This window comes from Streptomyces regalis (genome assembly GCF_001509475.1).
Taxonomy (GTDB): Bacteria; Actinomycetota; Actinomycetes; order Streptomycetales; family Streptomycetaceae; genus Streptomyces; species Streptomyces regalis.
The window spans coordinates 1-17,751 of sequence record NZ_LLZG01000409.1; the positions used below are offsets into that span (position 1 = coordinate 1).

The following is a 17,751-nucleotide window of genomic DNA, read 5'->3' on the forward strand; positions in this document are numbered from 1 at the left end:
GCACCGCGCGCTCACGAAGCTCAGCAGGGTAGGGGGACGGACGTGCCATGACTCGATCCTCTCAGGGAATCGAGCCTCCATCAGACCCGGAGCGGTTCAAGACGACCCGCCGGACGAATGGAGCACGCACGAGCGGCTGGTGTGGGAGGCGTATCGGTTCGGCGAGTGGTGTGAGGGCGTTCCCGAGGTGCGCGGTAGTGCCCTCCGCTACCTTCTGATCGCCGCACCCTCGCCCCACCCCGGTTGCCAGGCCCGCCTGCGGCTGCGTGGAGCGCGCGTTACCGGAGAGTTGGACCTTGCCGAGGTCACGGTCGTCGGCTCGGTCCGCCTAGACCGGTGCCGCTTCGACGCCACTCTTCGCCTCGACAACGCGCACTTCGACGCAGCCTTGGAGCTGAGCGCCTGCACGATGCCCGGGCTGAGTCTGGTCGGTGCCCGCGTAGCCCAGGAGTGCGGGATCACCGCTTGTACCGTCACCGGCACAGTGGACCTGCGCTCCCTCACTGTCGGAAACCGGCTGTCTCTGAACGACACCGCCGTACGCCCAACCCATGGCGAGGCCGCGCTCGACGCGCAGTCTGTCGAGGTGGGTGAGGACTTCTGGGCGTCGGGCCTCGACTGCGCCGGCACGGTGTTCCTGAACAGCGCCCGGATACAAGACGTCCTTGCCTTCCGAGGTACCCGCATCCGTGGCGACGCGGGCCTCCAGGCCCCCGAGTTGGCTGTGGGCGGCGGTCTGTTCCTCGACTCCGGCTTCTCGGGCACCGGGCAGGTCAATCTCTACGGGGCCTCCATCGGCGGAACCGTCAGGATGGACGACTGCCGCCTGGACGGACCGGGTTCTGGCCCAGGTACACACGCCCTGAACCTGTCCTGTGCGGAGATAGGCGGTGACATCTGGGCCGGACGCGGTCTGGTCGTAAACGGCCCCGTCATTATCCAGGACACCTCGGTGCGCGGCAGTGTGGTCCTCAAGGGGGCCCGATTCGACGTCTCGTCCAGCGTGCCGACCGCGGATGCCGCTCTAAACGCCCCCCGACTGCGCGTCGGCGGCGACATCGACTGCCGGGACAGACTCGTCGGACACGGCATGATCGACCTACGTGACTCCCATATCGGTGGCTCCCTCCTGTTCCAAGGCGCCGAACTGACCGCCCTCAACGACCAACCAGCCCTGTGCGCCAACGGAGTTGAGACCGGCGGTGTGATCCGTCTGTCTAACGGCTTCACCGCGCACGGCAGGATCTCCCTCATCAGCGTCACGGTCCGCAGCCGTGTCAGCCTCGATGACGCTGTACTCGACACACCTGCGGGCGAGTCGGCCCTGAGCTTTATTGCATCCTCCACGGCCTCCCTCGCGCTTCGCCTGCGCGAGGCCCCGGCGGGCGTGATCGATCTACGCCACAGCAGAATCGGGTTGCTGGAGGACATCCCTGCCGCCTGGCCCACTGGACTGGTCCTCGACGGCGCCATTTACGACAGCCTGCACCCCGCGCTCCCGGCTCGGGCACGCCTGCCCTGGCTGGGCCGTGACCCTGCCGGGTTCGTGCCCCAGCCGTACGAGCAGCTCGCCGCCACCTATCAGCGCCAGGGCCAGGACGCCGATGCCCGAGCCGTCTTGGTCGCAAAGCATCGCCGTATGCGGCGCGCGCTGTCTCCCCCTGCCAGGTTGTGGAGCCTGCTCCAGGACGGGACGGTGGGCTACGGCTACCGCCCTCTGCGTGCCGTGTGGCTGCTGCTGTGTCTCCTGGCCGCCGGAACGGCTCTATTCACCGCCTTGCCACCCACCGCTGTGGGCGACGGCAAGCCACCGCCTTTCCAGCCCGCGATCTACACGCTCGACCTGCTGCTGCCCCTCGTCGATCTGGGGCAGGAACGCTCCTACGCTCCGACCGGCATCATGCAGTGGAGCACCGTTGCACTGATCGGCATGGGCTGGCTCCTGGCCACGACGGTCGCAGCAGGAGCCAGCCGGGTACTGCGCCGGGCATAGAACCCAGTCCTCCGATTGCGGTCGCAGATCCACAACGAATACGCCGCAAGCATCCATTAGCCTCCGGCGTCGAGCTGAGCCGTCACCAGACGTCGGCCATAGCCCTTCCAGTTGGTTGTGCCCTTCTCGGTGACTCCTCAGCCCGACGACGTAGCGCGCAGCCTGGTTCTGGCCTAGTCGTCACGCAAGCGCGGTCACAACCCCACAGTTGGCCAATGAGCACGGGACTTCGGCCACACGGTGCTCCATGCCGCCCAGCCGTACGCCGGTCAACTCGCCGCCGCCGAATCCAGCTAGTCGGAGGGCGGAGGCGGCGTCCGGCTCAGCTGCGGTGAGGGACCCGCCGCGACCATCAACGACGCCATGAGCCTTCAGGTCGCCGAGATCCTCGACACCGCCGCCGTCCTCCGTATCGAACCCGCCGGGTGACGGTACGGCTTGGCCCTTGAGCAAGGGCTCCCCGCGGTCCGTACCAGGGTGCCGGTCGCGCGGGGACAGTGCCGAGAGGGCTGAGGTGCTGAGGGCTGGGAACCCGTGGGCGTCGCCTGCTCAGCTTCGGCGTGCATCTGTTCGGACAGGCGGTGCATCACCGGCTCGGCGACGGCGAGTTCTTCCAGTTCCTCGTGCGCCATCTGGAGCTGCTGGCTCGGCCTCTCCACCAGCACTTCCAGCTCGGCCCGCCACGCGGCGATCCCCCCTCGGCATAATCGCTGGGCATGGATGAGGGGGCGGCGGCCATCTGGGCCGCGGGGATCGGTGTCGGCGGAGTTGTCGTCACAGCAGCAGCCGGCTGGTTCTCTTCGATCAGGACTGGTAGGGCACAGGTTGATGCGGCTCTAGCTGGTGTTAATGCACAGGCGGAGGTGCAGCGGCAGGAAGCGGTCTGGCAAGCCCGGAGAGATGCCTACGCTTCGTTCCTCGGGCAGATCGAAGTGATGAAGCGGGCCATAGCGCACATGCAGGCTACGGCTGGTATGTACGAGGAAGGCCTGGGCAGGTCTGGAGCGGATCTCACTGCTGCCAAGGAGGCGATGGCGCGCACTTTCGAGGTCTTGTGGTTTCGCGAGTCCGCTCTGCGGTTGTCCGTCGATACCGATGAAGCGGATCGGGCCGAGGCATTGATGGTGTTGGCGAGGCGCGCAATGGAGCATGCTGAGGACTTCGCCGATGCGGCGTGGTCAGCGCAAAGAGGCCCTTACGAACCGGGACGCCGTTTGGACGCGGCGATGAGGGAACTCCATGGCGGCGTGCTTGAGTGGACCCGCACGGCTCGACGAAACCTCGAAGGGGGAGCCCAAGCCACCGATTGAGGGCAGAGTTGTTCACCGAGAACCTGGCACCTGCCCTGACCTGGGGTCATGCCGCGTTGCGTGGCGACGTTCGGTCGTCGAGTGCCTAGATGTCGGCGACGGCCTACGACTGTCGTGGGGAGACTCAGGGGCGCGGAGAGGGTCTGATCCTGCTTTCGCTGAGGGGCGTGTGCAGGAGCCTCTCCGCTTCCCTGAGACTGTCGCTTTCGTGATCGGCACTCCCCGGAAGGCACGCGGGGAGGCGGTCGCCCTGTCAGCAGTTGAGCGATGTCCCCGCCGCGCAATCTGCGATCTTGTCGGCGGCGTCCCAGACGGCGGCGTTATTGGCGTTCGTCTCGATCTGGTCCTTGGCGGTCTGTGCCGTGGCCCGAGTTTCGGCGCTGAAGCAGTCCGGGTTTTGGAGCACCACGTTCACCATGGTCGGCGTCCGCTGAGTCCGGTTGGCCTCTGGGAGCGATGGACGCGATCCACTGGGCAGGCGGTCGCTGGATCCCCTTGTTCCAAGGGCGCGCCCGTGGATACGGCAGGCTCCCCGGCGGCTGCCGTGTCATCGCCTCGCCAGGGCCCCCACATTGAGCACGAAACTGGAGTTAAGGCCGTCGCGCCGTACAACACCGCTCATGATCGACGCCTGTTCTTTCCCGTCGCTCGCTACCTGCCAGAAGTCGACGGTGACGGTTTCGCCGGGCCGTTGGCAGACCTGTCCGGGCGGGTTCAGCTCCGCAGTGTTCCCCCGCACCGCCAGGGTCCACCGGCACCCGTCCGCGGTCCGGGCGACGACCGCGCGGTCCGGCTTCACCGTCATGGCAACGAGGCCGCGCTGATGCGCTTGGCTGACCTGCATCGAACCGTCCGGTCCGACCGATCGATACGTGACCATGTTGATCAACCGCGAGCGGTCCGCAGGGACGTACGCCCACCGGCCGGTGAATCGCTTCGCCACTTTGCCCCAAGGCTCTGGCTCGACCTTGGTGCGGGCGCCGCGGTCCAGTACGAAGGCGTAGTCGCCGTTCGGCCCGTGGCTTACGCCCGCGATGGTCTCTTTCTCGTGCCTGCCCGAGACGGTCACCGACCAGCGGGTCAGGGTGTAGCCCGAGTTGATCACGCGATTGAAACAGTGCTGGGAGGGAGGATCGAGCTGGAGGGAGTCCGACTGCGCCTTGAACCGGTACGTGCAGCCTCGATCGGTCCGCCCCACGATCCTTCCGTCGGACTCCTTCGAGAACAAGATCCAGCCGATCTGGGGGATCTGCACCGCGGAGCCTGGCGTCGAACCCGGGACGGGGCTCGGACAGTCCGGCTGCGCGGCCGGACACCTGAGTTCCGCGATGTTCCTCATGCTCTCGCGGTTCGGCTGATCGTAGTTCCACACCCCCAGGTACTTGCCCAGGTTCCATCCCGTGTCGGTTGCGGCGTCGGCCGGTTCGGGCTGGACGGCGCCGGGGACACCCCACCCGGCCACGCCGAGGGCCAGCACCGCGGTCACCGACAACAGCCGTGATGGCGACCGACGCCCCAGCGTCTTGTGGTGAAGGTGGGACGACATAAACCCTCCTGGAGTTGTGGGAGTCGGGTGGCCCGGGGTGGAATCACGCCCCCGGGCCACCCGATTCGGGATGCTCGGCACACCCCGACTCGACACACACCATGAGGAGGCACGTGGCCCCGCATGTGACATCGGCCCGGCGAATGTGACCCACGTCATGCAAGGGACCCAGGGTGCCCATCCTCAGGTCATCCCCGGTGATCTCGGCGCCCTGGGCCACGCCGCGGATCTCGCCGTCCTGCTCGACGGCCGGAGTCCATGCGGCGGCCGACACCCGCAGTACCGCGTGGTGGACGGCGTCGGTGGTGGTCATGCCGGCCGAGTACGACAGCCACCGCCCTGCTGGGTGAGCCAGGCGACGCACTCGTGGGTGAACCGCCGTGCGGAGAGCGGTGGCAGTGGTACCGGTCCACCGGCGGGCAGCGCCGGTAGCCGGACAAGCCAGCTGGGTGCTGGGCAAGCCCTGCTCCCTGCGGCTTGCCCAACGACGTTCCGGCTGACCGTCGTCCACATGCTGCCCAGGAGGACGGTATCGGCCGGGAGCAACGCGAACGGGTGACGCCGCCGCGCCCTACTTGTTGGCGTAGAGGTAGACGTAGGCGCCCTCGGCTTGGCAGTACCAGTCGCTCCACGTCCCGGCGTCCTGCCCAGCCGCCCCCTGCTTGAGACAGACGTACGCCTTGGTCCTGCTCGCTCCGTTCTTGTAGGGACCCCAGGTGCCCACCCGCCCCCATTTGGGGGCGCCGGTGACGTGGGCGTCGAGCGGAGTCACCGTGGCGTGGTTCTCTTGGGGGGTGCCGGTGATACGGCTGTCCTGGGGGGTCACGCTGACGTGCTGGTCGGCTAATGCCGGCGCGGTGGCGGCGCCGATGAGTGCTGCGGTGAGTGTGCAGATCGCGAGGATGCGCTGATTGACGTTCATGAGCCTTCCTATGCGGATCGCTGTGCCGTGGTGGTTGCCCGACGGCGAGGCTGACGGCCTGCCGTCCGGCATCGGATCTCCTTCGCTGCCGTATCCCTAGAGGGCTACGGGCGCCAGGGTGTGACATACGTGCCCGAAGAGGGTGATCCGTCGCTCGGGTAGGGGACGCGTCGGGCCGCGGCGTTTCCTTGGCCGGTGCGACAGCACCTTCTCGGTCGTGAGCTTGATATGCGATGGACCGGGCGGTATCAGCGGCCGTACCCTCGGCCGGTCCCAGCCTTCACGCGTCCGAAGAGGTGGATTTGATGACGGTTCAGGTACGCGCGGCCCTCTCCCGCCGGCCGTTTTGCCCAGCCGCTCCGACCTCCCTGGACCGAAGGAACCCCCGCAGTGGATCTGCCACGTAGCTTCACCATCCGCGAGAGCAGCCATCGCCTCTGCAACCCGTTCACGAGCGAGAAACTGGCCATCCTGGGTCAGGCCATCAGCCCGTCGCCGGGCACCCGCGTGCTCGACCTCGCCTGCGGCAAGGGCGAAATGCTGTGCACCTGGGCCCGCGACCACGGTGTGGCCGGCACCGGGGTGGACATCAGCACCGCGTTCATCGACGCCGCCCGCGCGCGGGCCGTGGAGCTGGGGGTTGCCGATCGGGTCGGCTTCGTGCACGCGGACGCCTCGGGCCATGTCGCCGACGATCCCGTCGACATCGCTGCCTGCGTCGGCGCCACCTGGATCGGCTCTGGCGTGGCCGGTACCGTCGAACTCCTGCGGCGCAGTCTCGTTCCCGGCGGCATGATGCTGATCGGTGAACCGTACTGGCGCCGTGAGCCTCAGGACCAAGCCACCATCGAGGGCTGCCACATGGCCCGCAAGGACGACCTGCTCCCGCTGCCTGAACTGCTCGGACGGTTCAGCGCCCTGGGCTGTGATGTCGTCGAGATGGTCCTTGCCGACCAGGACAGCTGGGACCGGTACGTTGCGGCACAGTGGCTCAACATCCGACGCTGGCTGGATGCGAACCCCGATGACGAGCTCGCCGACGACATGCGTGCGGAACTCGCTGCGGCACCCGTCCAGCACGCCAGGTACCAGCGCGAATACCTCGGGTGGGGTGTGTTCGTACTGATGGACCGCTGACACACCACTCCGGGTGAGCCCCGGCGCGCCTGCCGGGGCTCACCCGCGCCCCACCGCACCTCGCCGGACATGCCCAATAGGTGTGGTCCACGTCCCACCCGAGTGCGGGGTGTCACATTCGCCGCCGTCGGGCTCCTCTCATCTGGCAAGACCAGCCTGGACGACGACACCGTATGCACCCCCATGCCCGTCGGCAGAGTCGTCCGCAGGAGAGGGGAAACCACGTGAAGCTCGTCATATTCGGGGCGAACGGACCGACCGGACGGCAGGCCACCCAGCAGGCGATCGCCGAAGGGCACACGGTCACCTCTGTCACCCGGCGCCCCGAGGAGTTCCCGCTGAGCGACCCGCGACTGCGGGTGGTCGGCGCGGATGTGCTCGCCCCCGCCGCCGTGGAGCGCGCCGTGGCCGGGCAGGAAGCGGTGATCTCGACGCTCGGGGTGCCGTACAGCCGAAACCCCGTCACGGTGTACTCCGAGGGCATCACCCACATCACGCAGGCCATGACGAAGCACGACGTCCGACGCCTGGTCTGCGTGACCTCGACCATGCTCTTCGGCGTGCCGGCACCCGGCGAGACTCTCTTCTTCCGGAAGGTGCTCGAACCCTTCATCGCGCGCACCATCGGACGCACCGTGTACGACGACATGCGGCGCATGGAGGAGATCGTGCGCGACAGCGATCGCGCGTGGACGATCATCCGCCCCGCCGGTCTCTTCGACACGGATGCCGTCAGCGACTACCAGGTCGCGACCTCGCGCCTGCCCGGCCGGTTCACCTCGCGCGCGGATCTGGGAAACGCGCTGCTGCGTGAGGCGGCCGGAGACCGCCATGTGGGCGCCTTCGTCGACGTCCGCACCACGGAAGGTGTTCCGAGCTTCCTCGATGTCATCCGGAAGGAGGCGTTCGGCGGCAGGAAATGAATCCGGATCCGACCGAGCCGCTCAAGGAGGGCCACGCTCATGCCTGCAGACCGTTTCATCCTGCTGGAACCGGGTGCCGCCAGGCCGGGGCGGATCCCGCTGCCGCCCGCATTCGCCGTCAAGGCGACGACCGACGACACCGAGGGGCGCTTGTCGCTGCTGGAGGTGACCGTGTCCCGGCCGCCAGGCTCTTGGGCCGCATCCAGAGAGCCGGAGGGACACATGGCATGACCTCGGCGGCCATGGGGCGAAGGTGCGGCAGGCGCCCTGCCTGTCAGGAAGGAAGGGACTGCGACAGCCTCCACGGTCTCGCCCGTCCGGGACGCGGCCGGCTCGGGCAAGTACGACTCCCAAGGGCCGGTCGGTGACGGTCACGCTCACCAGGTGGATGTCACACTCCGGCTGCCCCGTCCCTCTAACAAGTGAGCGCCGGACAGGAGGGCGACCCATGGCAGCCATACCCGACGACAACCCAGCAACGGGCGGGGCAGGACCGGCGCAGGACGCGCCGCGCGGACCGAGCACGGGAAATCGACAGGACGGCCTGGCGCACGACGCGACGCAGCTCTTCGTCGACCACCGCGAGCTGCTGTTCTCCGTCGTCTACAACATGCTCGGCACCGTCGCCGACACCGAGGACGTGCTCCAGGAGACCTGGCTGTCCTGGTCCGGCAGGAACCGCCGGGCGCCGGCGGCGGAGATCGGCAACCCGCGCGCCTACCTCGTACGCATCGCGGTGAACCACGCGCTCGCCCGGAGGACCGCCATCGCCTCCCGCCGGGAGACATACGTCGGTCCCTGGCTGCCCGAGCCCCTGGTCACCGATGCCATCACCGGCAGCCTTGCCCCGGACACCGCAGACCACGCGGTACGTACGGACTCGGTCTCCATGGCGATGCTGGTCGTCCTGGAGACCCTCACACCGCTGGAACGGGCGGTGTTCGTCCTGAACGAGGTGTTCGGCTATCCCCACACCGAGATCGCCGGCATGCTCGACCGCAGCCCCGCCTCCGTACGTCAACTCGCCCACCGAGCCCGCGCCCACGTCCACGCCCGCCGCCCCCGCTACCGCGCCCACCCCCGCGTCCGGCGGGAGGCCACCGAACGGTTCGTCGCCGCCGCCCTCGGCGGCGACCTCCACGCACTCATGGAGATCCTCGCCCCGGACGTGACGGTCTGGATCGACGGCGGAGGCGCGCGGCAGGCGGCCGGGCTGCGCCCGGTCCACGGCCGGGACAAGGCCGCCCGCATGCTGGCCGGCTACGCCACCCGACGCACCGAGGACATGGACATCCGCTACCGTCGCGTCAACGGCGACGACGCGGCGGTGCTGTTCACGGGTGACTCCCCCTACGCCGTGATGGTCATGGATCTCACCCCGGACGGCGACCAGGTCTCCGACGTCTACATCGTCACCAACCCCGCCAAGCTCACCCACGTGCGACCGGACGACACGCGGAACGCGCCGGACGAGGACACAGTCCCGGAGCGCCCCGAGCTCTCCCCACCGCACGCCCCCGGGGAGCGCGCATGACCGCGGCCAAGCACCCGAACTCGCGCGAGACGGGGGCACGTCCAGCCGGAGGCGGGGAGAAAGTCGCGGACTGGTTCGACGGCCGACTGGGGTCTGTCGCCTCGGCCGCACCTACCTGCCCAAGGTCTTTCCGGACCACTGGTCGTTCCTGCTGAGCGGCTGGCAACCGTCGCCCTCTCGGCGTGGTCACCGGGCCGGGCCAGGACACTCGTCACCACCGCACACCACGATGGCAGGAAACGAGTCCAACATACGGAAAGCCGGTCCGTCGACGCCCCGATAAGCGGCTCTGACCTGGGCCACGCCGCCCGCGACTACCACCGGCCCCTGTCAGCCCTCGGCCTCACCTAACGGTTCCCGGCACCGCCGGGTGGCCGATACCGCAGCAGGACGTTGCCCGAACGGAACACGGTCACCGCAACTGTCATGGATCCTGCGGCAGATGGGCTTTTCAATGCAAGTCACGGTGCACGGGGCCGCCGAGCAAGACGACAAAGCAGGTGGCGGCGTGGTGGCGGGAGACCGGGCCGCGCGGGGAAAGAAGGTGAAGGGACCGGGACGCCTGGCTGGTCAGGCGCAGGGGTCGTCGTAGTCCAGGTCGGGGAAGGTTTTGCGCCACACCCGGTCGGGGACTGGCCCCGTGCGGACCGAGCAGAGCGTGTCGGCGAGCCGTGCGGGGGCGGTGTCCAAAAGCAGGATCCCAGCCCCGAGGCCCTCCAGGAGCTCCGTGCCCGTGGACAGGACGAGGGCATCCCCGCGCGGGCTGAACTGTTGCACCCGGAAGCCGAGGATCCCTTCTGTGAGGCCCGGTACGTGGTAGAGGAGTTCGGTGTCGCCGTCCGCGTCGGTCAGGTGCCACACGGCCAGGTCGCGGGCGCCGGTCTCGTCCTGCCAGGCGGCCAGCAGACCGGCTTCCGGATGCGCCTCGATGCCGTCCAGGCCGCTGAGGGACCCTGGGAGGGCGATCTCGCGTCCGGCGTCGTCCAGTTCCCACAGGGCCGGCTGGCCGGAGTCGGACAGGTTGGCCAAGAGGCGTTCGGAGGCCATGACGGTGAGCCGGCGTTCACCTGTGATTCCGTCGGTCAGTTCGCGTGCCGTCCCGTTCTGAGACAGGGCCCATACGGCGATACGTTCCGGGGTTAGGGGATCATTGTCCTCCTGGGTCGGCGCGGCGAGCAACAACGGCCGATCGCCGGGCGAGTCCGGCCGGAACACTGCCCATGGTGTGCCCTTCACCTGCTGCCCTCGTCGTGGGCGTCGTGGGTCGCTGACGTCCCAGATCTGCGTTCCCTCTTCCGTCATGACGGCCAGGACGCCGGGGCGCGCGAAGGCGGGCTTCATCGACCTGTCGTCGGAGACGGGCACCTGGCCCAGCCGCCGCGGACGTTCCACGTCACGGACGTCCCACAGGATGAGCGGGCCCTTGCCGCGTTCCTGGATCGCCAGCAGGCGCCCGTCGGGGCTGATGGCAAGAGGCCCGGACGTGGGACTGAACGTGAATCCCGGGCGCAGCCGTCCGTCCGTCAAGGTCCACAGCTTCGTCCGTTTGCCCTCGCGGTCCCGGACGACCAGCACATTGCGGCTGGGCAGAAAACGTGGTGAGCCGCTCCAGGGCTCGGGCAGGGTGGCCAGCGCCAGAGGCGTCAGCCTCTCGCCCAGTCGCCAGACCGTGGCGGTGCTCAGTTTGCTGTCGACGGTCGCCAGGTGGCGTTGGTCCTCGTCGAAGGCGTCACCGGGGGCGAGACCGCCGCCCGCGAAGGATCCGGTGACGGTACGCGGAGGTGGGTTCCACAGGTGGATCCCGCCCTTGAAGTCACCGGTGACGATGCCCCGCCCGTCGGGCCGGTAGGCGACTGCGCGGAGTTGGGCGGTGCGGGGCAGCGTCGTGCCTGAGTAGAGGTTGCTGGGTACCGACGTGGACCCGCCGTTGTCGCTGATGATGCGAGCCCGACCGTCCGTGGCAGCGACCACGAGGTGCGACCCGTCCGGGGCGTATGCGATGTCGGGGTACACGGGTTGCTTGGGGGAAACGTTCTTCAGCGCCTTCGGGTGATCGGGGTCGGTCACGTCGATGACGTACAGACCTCCTCCGTCGCCGCTGAGTCCGACGCCGCTGACGGCCAGGGACCGGCCAGTGGGGTGGAAGGCGGACGTGTACAGTCCCACCTTGAGCGCGAGCGCGCCGCGGCGTCGTGGCGCATCGCGGTCGGACAGGTCCCACAGCCGTAGTAAGCCGTCATCGGTGGAGACGGCCAGGGTGTGACCATCGGGGTGAAAAGCGCAGGTGTACGCGCTGCGTTGCTCGGCGGCGACGCGGAGCGTGGTGACGGTCGGGTGCGCCGGATCGGTAAGATCCCACAGCAGTACGCGGCCCCGGTCGGTCGCCACGGCCAGAGTGCGGCCGTCCGGGATCCAGTCGGTTTGGCGGACGAAGCCCACATCCGCGGGCTTCCGGACGACCTGCCGCGGGTGTTCGGGGTCGATCATGTTCCAGACGTACAGCTCCGACGTGGTGAGCGCGGTGAGGTGGCGGCCGTCGGGGCTCCAGCCGAGGGCACCGGCACTTCCGGTGCGCAAGACCGGGCCGGGGGTGGGGTGGTACGGGTCGCGGGTGTGCCAGAGGCGGATGGTGCCGTCACGGGAGGAACTGGCCAGCACCGCACCGTCCTTGCGGTACGCGACGTCGTTGACCCGGTCGCGGTGTCCGGCCAGCGTCACGTGCACCGGTGTCATCGCCGCCCGCACCAGGCTCGCCCGGGCCTCGGCGGTCGGCGACCTGCGGTACGCCACCAGGCTCATGTCCAGGGCCGCCGCGGGGTCTTCCGACCGCAGCGCGTCAGCCTGGGCCGCGATGCGCTTCGACGCCAGCTCCGCCGCCCGTTCGCGGGACCGCTCACGTTCGGTGACGGCGACCGTGCCGACCGCCGTGAGCAGCAGCGCCAGAGCCATCACCCCACCGACGACCAGGGCTCGCCTGATCCCCCCACCCCGGGCCGCGCGTACGCAGGCGCGGGCGAAGTCCCGCTCGGCGGCGGTGAGCACCACACCGGGGCCGCCGCCCGGACCGGGGTCCTCGCGCAGCCAGGGGCGGATCGCAGCGAGGCGGCTGCCGGTGAAGAGATAGTCGCGGCCGCGATCGTGCTCGGCCCAGGCAGCGGCCGCCTCGGCCAGTTGCTGATACGCAAGCAACTCGGCGCGGGCATCGAGGATCCACGAGCGCAGCCGGGGCCAGGCACGCAGCAACGCCTCGTGGGCGATCCGCACTCCGTCCTGGTCCACGGTGATCAGGCGTGCCGTGGTGAGCCGGTCACAGACCCCTGCGAGGCGTTCGCGGTCCTCGTCGCCGCGCCCCGCCGACACGTCCGCCAGCGCGATGCGGCGTGGCACGGGCTCCGCGCCCGGAGTCAGATGGACCATGCGCAGCAGCAGGTCGCGCAGCGTACGCCGCTCGGCCTCGTCGAGTGTCTCGTGGAGCTGCTCGGAGGAGGCGGTGACCGACTCCCAGATTCCGCCGGTCGCCTGGTAACCGGCCAGGGTGAGGACGGCACCGGATCTCCGCAGCCAGGTTTCACGCAAGGCGTGGGCCAGGAACGGCAGCGCCGCGGCCGGGCCGCGGGCCTCGTCCGGATCGGCGCCTGGATCGGCGTCGTCGGCCGACCGGTTCAGGTCGTCCAGGATACGGTCGGACAGGCCGTCCTGGAGAAGAAGCCCGGCGTCCGCAGCGGGACGCTCGATCACGGCGCGCAGCGCCCGCTGGTCCAGCGGCGGGAGGTTCAGCGGGCCGACAGCGTCCAAGACGTCACGAAGCTCGGGGTGCGCCAGACAGTTGCCGTAGTGGTCGGCCCGTACGGCCAGGACGATCCGTGGGCGGGAACCGGCGGGGCGGTTCGTGGCGCCGCCGCACAGGGCGCGGATGAAACGAGTGCGCTCGGCCGGGTCCGGACAGCGGGTGAAGACCTCCTCGAACTGGTCGATCACGAGCAGGCGGCAGGCGGAACGGCCCGCCGGTGGCGCCGGGAACCCGCCCTCGGCCAGCTCCCGTTCCACCTCTTCCACGTCCCGGCCGCAGGCCCGCGACCACAGGTCGGCCAGCGCACGCAACGGACGGGGCCCGGGCGCCGCCAGCAGTAGCGCGGGCCACGCGCTGTCGTCCCCGGCCTCGTGGGCGCGCTCCATCCCGGCGAGCAGACCGGCCCGCAGCAGCGACGACTTCCCCGCTCCGGACGCCCCGACCAGGATGACCGGATGAGTCCCGGCCGTCGGGTCGCGTACCGCGGTCAGTAGCCGTGCGGTCTGCTCCTCGCGGCCGTAGAACCAGCCGCTGTCCTGCGGCTGGAACGGCTCCATCCCCGGATACGGGCACGGCACGTCGGCCTGCGGCTCCGCCTCGGGGGGAGCCACCGGCCGGTAGGCGTTGTTCGGGGCGACGACCAGCGCGCCGAGGGTGCCCGTGCTCTGCCGGTGTGGGCGTGTGGAGTCGTCGCTTGACGCATCGTCGAGGCAGGCGTGCAGCCGGTCCAGGGTCAGCCGCGGCGGGCCGCTGGGGTCGCCTTGTTCGAGTACGCGCAGCAGGCGACCACCGAAGAGCGTGTGCCGTTCCCCGACCGGTGCGAAGGACACCGCAAAGTACGAGGCCGAAGCGAGCAGAAAGCTGCCATCGGGGTGGGCGGACACGAACGGGTCACGGCGCGCGCCGCCCTCCGGGGCCACGGCGCGTCCGGAGAAGCAGCAGTCGAGCAGTACGACGCTGCCGCCCGGCGCCCTGCCGAGCAGGTCCCTGACCGTACGGTACGGAACGGCCTGGGACACCCGGTCCGCCGCCAGGCAGTCGTGCGTTGCGAGATACAGCTCGTCCGCGGGTCCCAGCAGCCCGTGACCGACGTAGCAGAACAGCACCACGCCGGTGGCCTGTTCGACCGCGTCCTCCACCGCCGCGATGACATCCGGCACACCGGCCTCGGGAGGTACCCGGTGGATGCGCTCGGTGGCCATGCCGCAGACGTCGTGCAGCACGCGGGCCAGATCGTCCAGGGTGGTCGCAACACTGGGCAGGCTGGGCAAGCTGGAGCTGGGCGCGTGGCTGTCGGCGCCCACGAGCACGGCGCGCGCACCGGGCGACGCCAGGCCGGTGGCGGCCGGGGCCGGTGGTGCCACTTGCTCCTGCTGCGCCTGGGGATTCACGGCGCGGGCGACCCGGCCGTCGGGCCCGCGGCCGGGCCGGCGGTCGGCCCCGGGCCGCCAGGAGAGCCTGGAGACGACTCGGGCAGGGCATCGTCGCTCTCCGCACGCGCCGTTGCTTCGAGGCCAGCCGAAATTCGCTGGGCCAGTTCCTCCGCCTGGTGCGCGTCCATGGCCCCGACCTGTGTGGAGGTCACGCTGATCTCGGTCCCGTCGGGACAGGTGATGGTGACGGTCCGGCTGCCCTTCCTGGTCTGCACCCAGGCGATCAACGCTCCCGCCAGTACCGTTGCGACACCACCTGGGGCGAGCAACGCCAGCACCGCGTCGCCTGCGAGGCCCATCGTGCCCGCCTGAGGGGCCGGATCAGCAGCTCTCCGTAACCTGCCGCGCAATGCGGGCTGGCTGTCCAGCCATCGGCGCAGATCGTCCGCACCGACATCGCCAGGGTGATCGCCCCGCACGGTGATGACGACCTTCATGACCCTCCCAGTGAGCCGAGGAACCGTGGCTGTACGCGATCACGGATCACGATCAATTGTAGTGAAAGCGCTTGAGAGCGGGAGCGGTTGAGTGATCTGTGGCCCGGAACGCAAAGTCACGACCTACGACCGGAGCCCGGTGAACACACGATCCGCGCTGACCTGTTCGGCGCGGTGGCCGAGGTCGTCTGATGCGAGATCGGTGGATCTCCGCCCCGCGTAGGCGTGCCCGTACCGTGCACTGCTCGACGGTGTCCTCGTCCGCCTGACGGAGCTGGATGTCGACGGGAAACAGCGCGGCCCGGCCGTCCTCGGACACCAGTGTCTCGACAGGCCCCACAGCTCCCGGTGCGTACGCCGCAGTGACGGCGGGCTCGATCGGCCTGCGCCTGGCCCAGGCCGACGGCCGTCAACCGCCCGTGGGCGTCTGTGCACGACGATGGCCGTCTCGGCCTCCGTATGTCCGGTTCGAGCTCGGCGGAGCCGGGCCTCAACAGCGGACTCATAGCCGCTGGGCAGGCAAGCGGCCACATCATTGCTCTGCACGTCGCGGCCGTCGCGGCGAACACGCTCGCGACGGCCGCGACAGCAAGCCAGTCCAGCAGCACAAGCCACTTTTCGTACGGCGCAGGATCCCGACGAGCCGGGTCATTGAGCGCGGCCCGTCCAGGCGCCGTCGGGCGGCCGGAGTACCGCTGTCCCTCGCCCTTACCGGCCCACGGGTCCGGATGCGCGGCACGGTGAACAGCGAGGTCGGCTGCCGGCTGTTCACCGACGGCGCAGGCCGCCGGCGCGGTGGACGAACCGTACCCGGCACCGCAGAGTCGATGGCCGACGAAGACCGCCCTTGCCGGCTCACGGGCGCGTCGCGGTCGATTCCGGTAGCGCGACCTGGCCGGTGACGAACTCGCTCCACAGGCCGATGCGCAGTTCCTCACCGGGTTGCGCGGTCGTCCGGGCGAAGCTGACCGCATCAGCGCCGGTGGGGCGGGTGGCGCCCCACGTCAGCTCGAACCGCCGTGTGCCGACGCGCTGCTCGGGCGGAGTCACGGTGGGCGGCAGGATCTCGTCGAGGGCCCAGCGGTAGCCGAGGCGGCCGTAGGGCGCAGTGACCCGCTCCCACGTGAGTTCCAGGATCGTGTCGTTGGCCGGGATGACGACGAGGGCGCCGCGCGCGCCGTTCGGATAACGGGTGTTGAAGGCGTATACCTGCGCGGTGCCCGTCGGGTAGAGGTGACTGGTTCCGCGACCGATCAGCGAGTGCTGGGGGCAGGCGTCAGCCCCCTGTTCCTCTATGACGGTGCGGGCACAGGTGGGAAAGGCGTCCGGCCGGAAGCGCAGTGATGCGTCGAAGAGGAACACGAAGCGGCGGGCTGCCGCGGGAGGGCCGGCCGGCTCGGCGTGGCTGGCGCGGTCGAAGCGGACCCGGACGCCCTGTTCCGTGCCACCGTCATGGGTGATCTCGGCGGCGAGGGTGTCGACGTTTCGCGGGCCGGAGACATCGGGTTCGTAGGGGCGCTGAGGGCCACCGGGCGCGGGATCGGCCTGTGGCACGCCGGACCGACCTATGGGGCCACCCGTTGCCGGTGCGGGCAGCAGACACACTCCCGCCATCACCGTCGCCACCACGGTTGCGCCGACCCGACATGCTCGCTTGCGCATACGTCCGCCCCTCGTCCATCGTCGTCGCTCTCCATGCTCACGGAGTCGCACACGGTCTCCCGCTGCCCCGTGGTTCCTGGGGTCCGCCGTACCCAGAGACCGCCGTACCCAGGACTGCCGCGCCCGGGGACGGCGACAATGAACGACATGGATGAACACAGAGCGGAACCCAGGGAGTTAGGGGATTTCCTGCGCTCACGACGGGCCAGGATCCGGCCGGAGGACGCCGGGTACGCCTCCGGATCCGGCCTGCGGCGGGTGCCCGGGCTGCGCCGGGAGGAACTCGCGCATCTCGCCGGAGTGAGCGTCGACTACTACGTGCGCCTGGAACAGGGCCGCAACCGCGGTGTCTCGGACACCGTTCTCGACGCGGTGGCCGACGCCCTGCGCCTGGACCAGGACGAGCGGGCACACCTGTTCCGGCTGGCCCGGCCCCGGAAGACGCCCCCTGAGCCACGACAAGCCGTCGACGACGCAGCACCACGCACCGGAGTACAGCAACTGCTGGACTGGATCACAGCACCCGCGCTCATCATGGGACACCGCATGGACGTCGTGGCCTGGAACCACTCCGTATGCACGCTCATCACCGACTTCGCGGCGCTGCCCGTGGCCGAGCGCAACCTGTGCCGGCTCCACCTCCTCAACGACGAGATCGGCCCCCGCTACCCGGACCGCGAGATGATCGCCCGCGAGGCGGTGGGCCATCTACGCATCGCGGCAGGGCGCTTCCCCCAGGACCCGAAGCTGTGGCAGTTGATCGGCGAACTCACCACACACAGTGAGGAGTTCCGGCGGCACTGGGAACGGCACACGGTGCGGACGAAATCGTACGGGCTCAAACGCATCAATCACCCCGAAGCCGGACCACTCACACTCTCGTACGAGATCACTCACTTCCCCCAAGACCCGGAACTGAGCCTCCTCGTCTACACCGCCGCCCCAGGCTCCCCTGAAGAGGAGGCCCTGCGCGTGATGGCCAAGGAGTGAACCACAGGTCCCTCCAAGGGAGGCACCGGCGATACCCGGCCCGGCACCCCGGCTCTCCTGCCCCCCGGGCGCAA

15 protein-coding genes are annotated in these 17,751 nt (G+C 69.6%); 8 read left to right on the forward strand and 7 right to left on the reverse strand.

Going from position 1 to position 17,751, the window contains the following annotated elements; genetic code table 11:
* From ADL12_RS44910 to ADL12_RS44915, 3 genes are all read left to right on the forward strand, one after another.
* A partial coding sequence (locus ADL12_RS44910; RefSeq protein WP_208614752.1) for a pentapeptide repeat-containing protein occupies positions 1–1,993 on the forward strand: 1,993 nt, incomplete at its 5' end.
* A 560-nt stretch (positions 1,994–2,553) separates the two neighbouring features.
* Positions 2,554–2,700, forward strand: a complete 147-nt coding sequence (locus ADL12_RS54690; protein ID WP_159053490.1) for a hypothetical protein — start codon at positions 2,554–2,556, stop codon at positions 2,698–2,700.
* Positions 2,701–2,709: 9 nt separating this feature from the next.
* Positions 2,710–3,303, forward strand: a complete 594-nt coding sequence (locus ADL12_RS44915) for a hypothetical protein (RefSeq protein ID WP_159053491.1) — start codon at positions 2,710–2,712, stop codon at positions 3,301–3,303.
* A 253-nt stretch (positions 3,304–3,556) separates the two neighbouring features.
* Here ADL12_RS44915 and ADL12_RS54695 read toward each other — a convergent pair whose 3' ends face one another.
* From ADL12_RS54695 to ADL12_RS44930, 4 genes are all read right to left on the reverse strand, one after another.
* Positions 3,557–3,721: a hypothetical protein gene (locus ADL12_RS54695; RefSeq protein WP_159053492.1), complete on the reverse strand. Its 165-nt coding sequence runs from the start codon at positions 3,719–3,721 to the stop codon at positions 3,557–3,559.
* A gap of 129 nt (positions 3,722–3,850) precedes the next feature.
* A complete protein-coding gene (locus tag ADL12_RS44920) occupies positions 3,851–4,789 on the reverse strand; it encodes a hypothetical protein (RefSeq protein WP_159053493.1) in 939 nt (312 codons plus the stop codon).
* Positions 4,790–4,892: 103 nt separating this feature from the next.
* On the reverse strand, positions 4,893–5,162 hold the full coding sequence (locus ADL12_RS58785; RefSeq protein ID WP_062714429.1) for a hypothetical protein: 270 nt from the start codon (positions 5,160–5,162) through the stop codon (positions 4,893–4,895).
* A gap of 258 nt (positions 5,163–5,420) precedes the next feature.
* The gene (locus tag ADL12_RS44930) at positions 5,421–5,843 is read right to left on the reverse strand and encodes a hypothetical protein (protein WP_159053494.1); all 423 of its coding nucleotides are present in this window, start codon (positions 5,841–5,843) and stop codon (positions 5,421–5,423) included.
* 318 nt (positions 5,844–6,161) lie between these two features.
* On the opposite strand from ADL12_RS44930, the gene ADL12_RS44935 reads away from it, so the two are divergent.
* The 4 genes from ADL12_RS44935 to sigJ all read left to right on the forward strand — a co-directional run bounded on the left by ADL12_RS44935 (position 6,162) and on the right by sigJ (position 9,365).
* Positions 6,162–6,908 (forward strand): SAM-dependent methyltransferase, encoded by a 747-nt coding sequence (locus tag ADL12_RS44935; RefSeq protein ID WP_062714433.1) that lies wholly within the window; start codon positions 6,162–6,164, stop codon positions 6,906–6,908.
* 224 nt (positions 6,909–7,132) lie between these two features.
* Positions 7,133–7,831: an NAD(P)-dependent oxidoreductase gene (locus ADL12_RS44940; protein WP_062714435.1), complete on the forward strand. Its 699-nt coding sequence runs from the start codon at positions 7,133–7,135 to the stop codon at positions 7,829–7,831.
* A 39-nt stretch (positions 7,832–7,870) separates the two neighbouring features.
* Positions 7,871–8,062, forward strand: coding sequence for a hypothetical protein (locus ADL12_RS44945; RefSeq protein WP_062714437.1), 192 nt, complete (start codon positions 7,871–7,873; stop codon positions 8,060–8,062).
* Positions 8,063–8,279: 217 nt separating this feature from the next.
* Entirely contained in the window at positions 8,280–9,365 is a 1,086-nt protein-coding gene (gene sigJ, locus ADL12_RS44950; RefSeq protein ID WP_079052623.1) for an RNA polymerase sigma factor SigJ, read from the forward strand.
* Between the two features lie 570 nt (positions 9,366–9,935).
* Here the strand turns inward: sigJ and ADL12_RS44955 are convergent.
* The 3 genes from ADL12_RS44955 to ADL12_RS44965 form a co-directional block, all read right to left on the reverse strand.
* Positions 9,936–14,519 carry a caspase, EACC1-associated type gene (locus tag ADL12_RS44955; protein WP_062714439.1) on the reverse strand — a complete coding sequence of 1,528 codons (4,584 nt, stop codon included), beginning with the start codon at positions 14,517–14,519 and terminating at the stop codon, positions 9,936–9,938.
* Between the two features lie 23 nt (positions 14,520–14,542).
* On the reverse strand, positions 14,543–15,025 hold the full coding sequence (locus ADL12_RS54700; RefSeq protein WP_159053495.1) for an effector-associated constant component EACC1: 483 nt from the start codon (positions 15,023–15,025) through the stop codon (positions 14,543–14,545).
* 855 nt (positions 15,026–15,880) lie between these two features.
* Positions 15,881–16,579, reverse strand: a complete 699-nt coding sequence (locus ADL12_RS44965) for a hypothetical protein (RefSeq protein WP_062714442.1) — start codon at positions 16,577–16,579, stop codon at positions 15,881–15,883.
* A gap of 255 nt (positions 16,580–16,834) precedes the next feature.
* Here ADL12_RS44965 and ADL12_RS44970 point away from each other — a divergent pair, with 255 nt between their 5' ends.
* A complete protein-coding gene (locus ADL12_RS44970) occupies positions 16,835–17,677 on the forward strand; it encodes a helix-turn-helix transcriptional regulator (protein WP_062714461.1) in 843 nt (280 codons plus the stop codon).
* Positions 17,678–17,751 lie beyond the last annotated feature (74 nt).

Coding starts and splice junctions, on each gene's coding strand:
- ADL12_RS44970 (WP_062714461.1), top strand. CDS start 16,835: ATGGATGAACACAGAGCGGAACCCAGGGAGTTAGGGGATTTCCTGCGC.
- ADL12_RS54695 (WP_159053492.1), bottom strand. CDS start 3,721: ATGGTGAACGTGGTGCTCCAAAACCCGGACTGCTTCAGCGCCGAAACT.
- ADL12_RS44945 (WP_062714437.1), top strand. CDS start 7,871: ATGCCTGCAGACCGTTTCATCCTGCTGGAACCGGGTGCCGCCAGGCCG.
- ADL12_RS44915 (WP_159053491.1), top strand. CDS start 2,710: ATGGATGAGGGGGCGGCGGCCATCTGGGCCGCGGGGATCGGTGTCGGC.
- ADL12_RS58785 (WP_062714429.1), bottom strand. CDS start 5,162: ATGACCACCACCGACGCCGTCCACCACGCGGTACTGCGGGTGTCGGCC.
- sigJ (WP_079052623.1), top strand. CDS start 8,280: ATGGCAGCCATACCCGACGACAACCCAGCAACGGGCGGGGCAGGACCG.
- ADL12_RS54700 (WP_159053495.1), bottom strand. CDS start 15,025: ATGAAGGTCGTCATCACCGTGCGGGGCGATCACCCTGGCGATGTCGGT.
- ADL12_RS44930 (WP_159053494.1), bottom strand. CDS start 5,843: ATGCCGGACGGCAGGCCGTCAGCCTCGCCGTCGGGCAACCACCACGGC.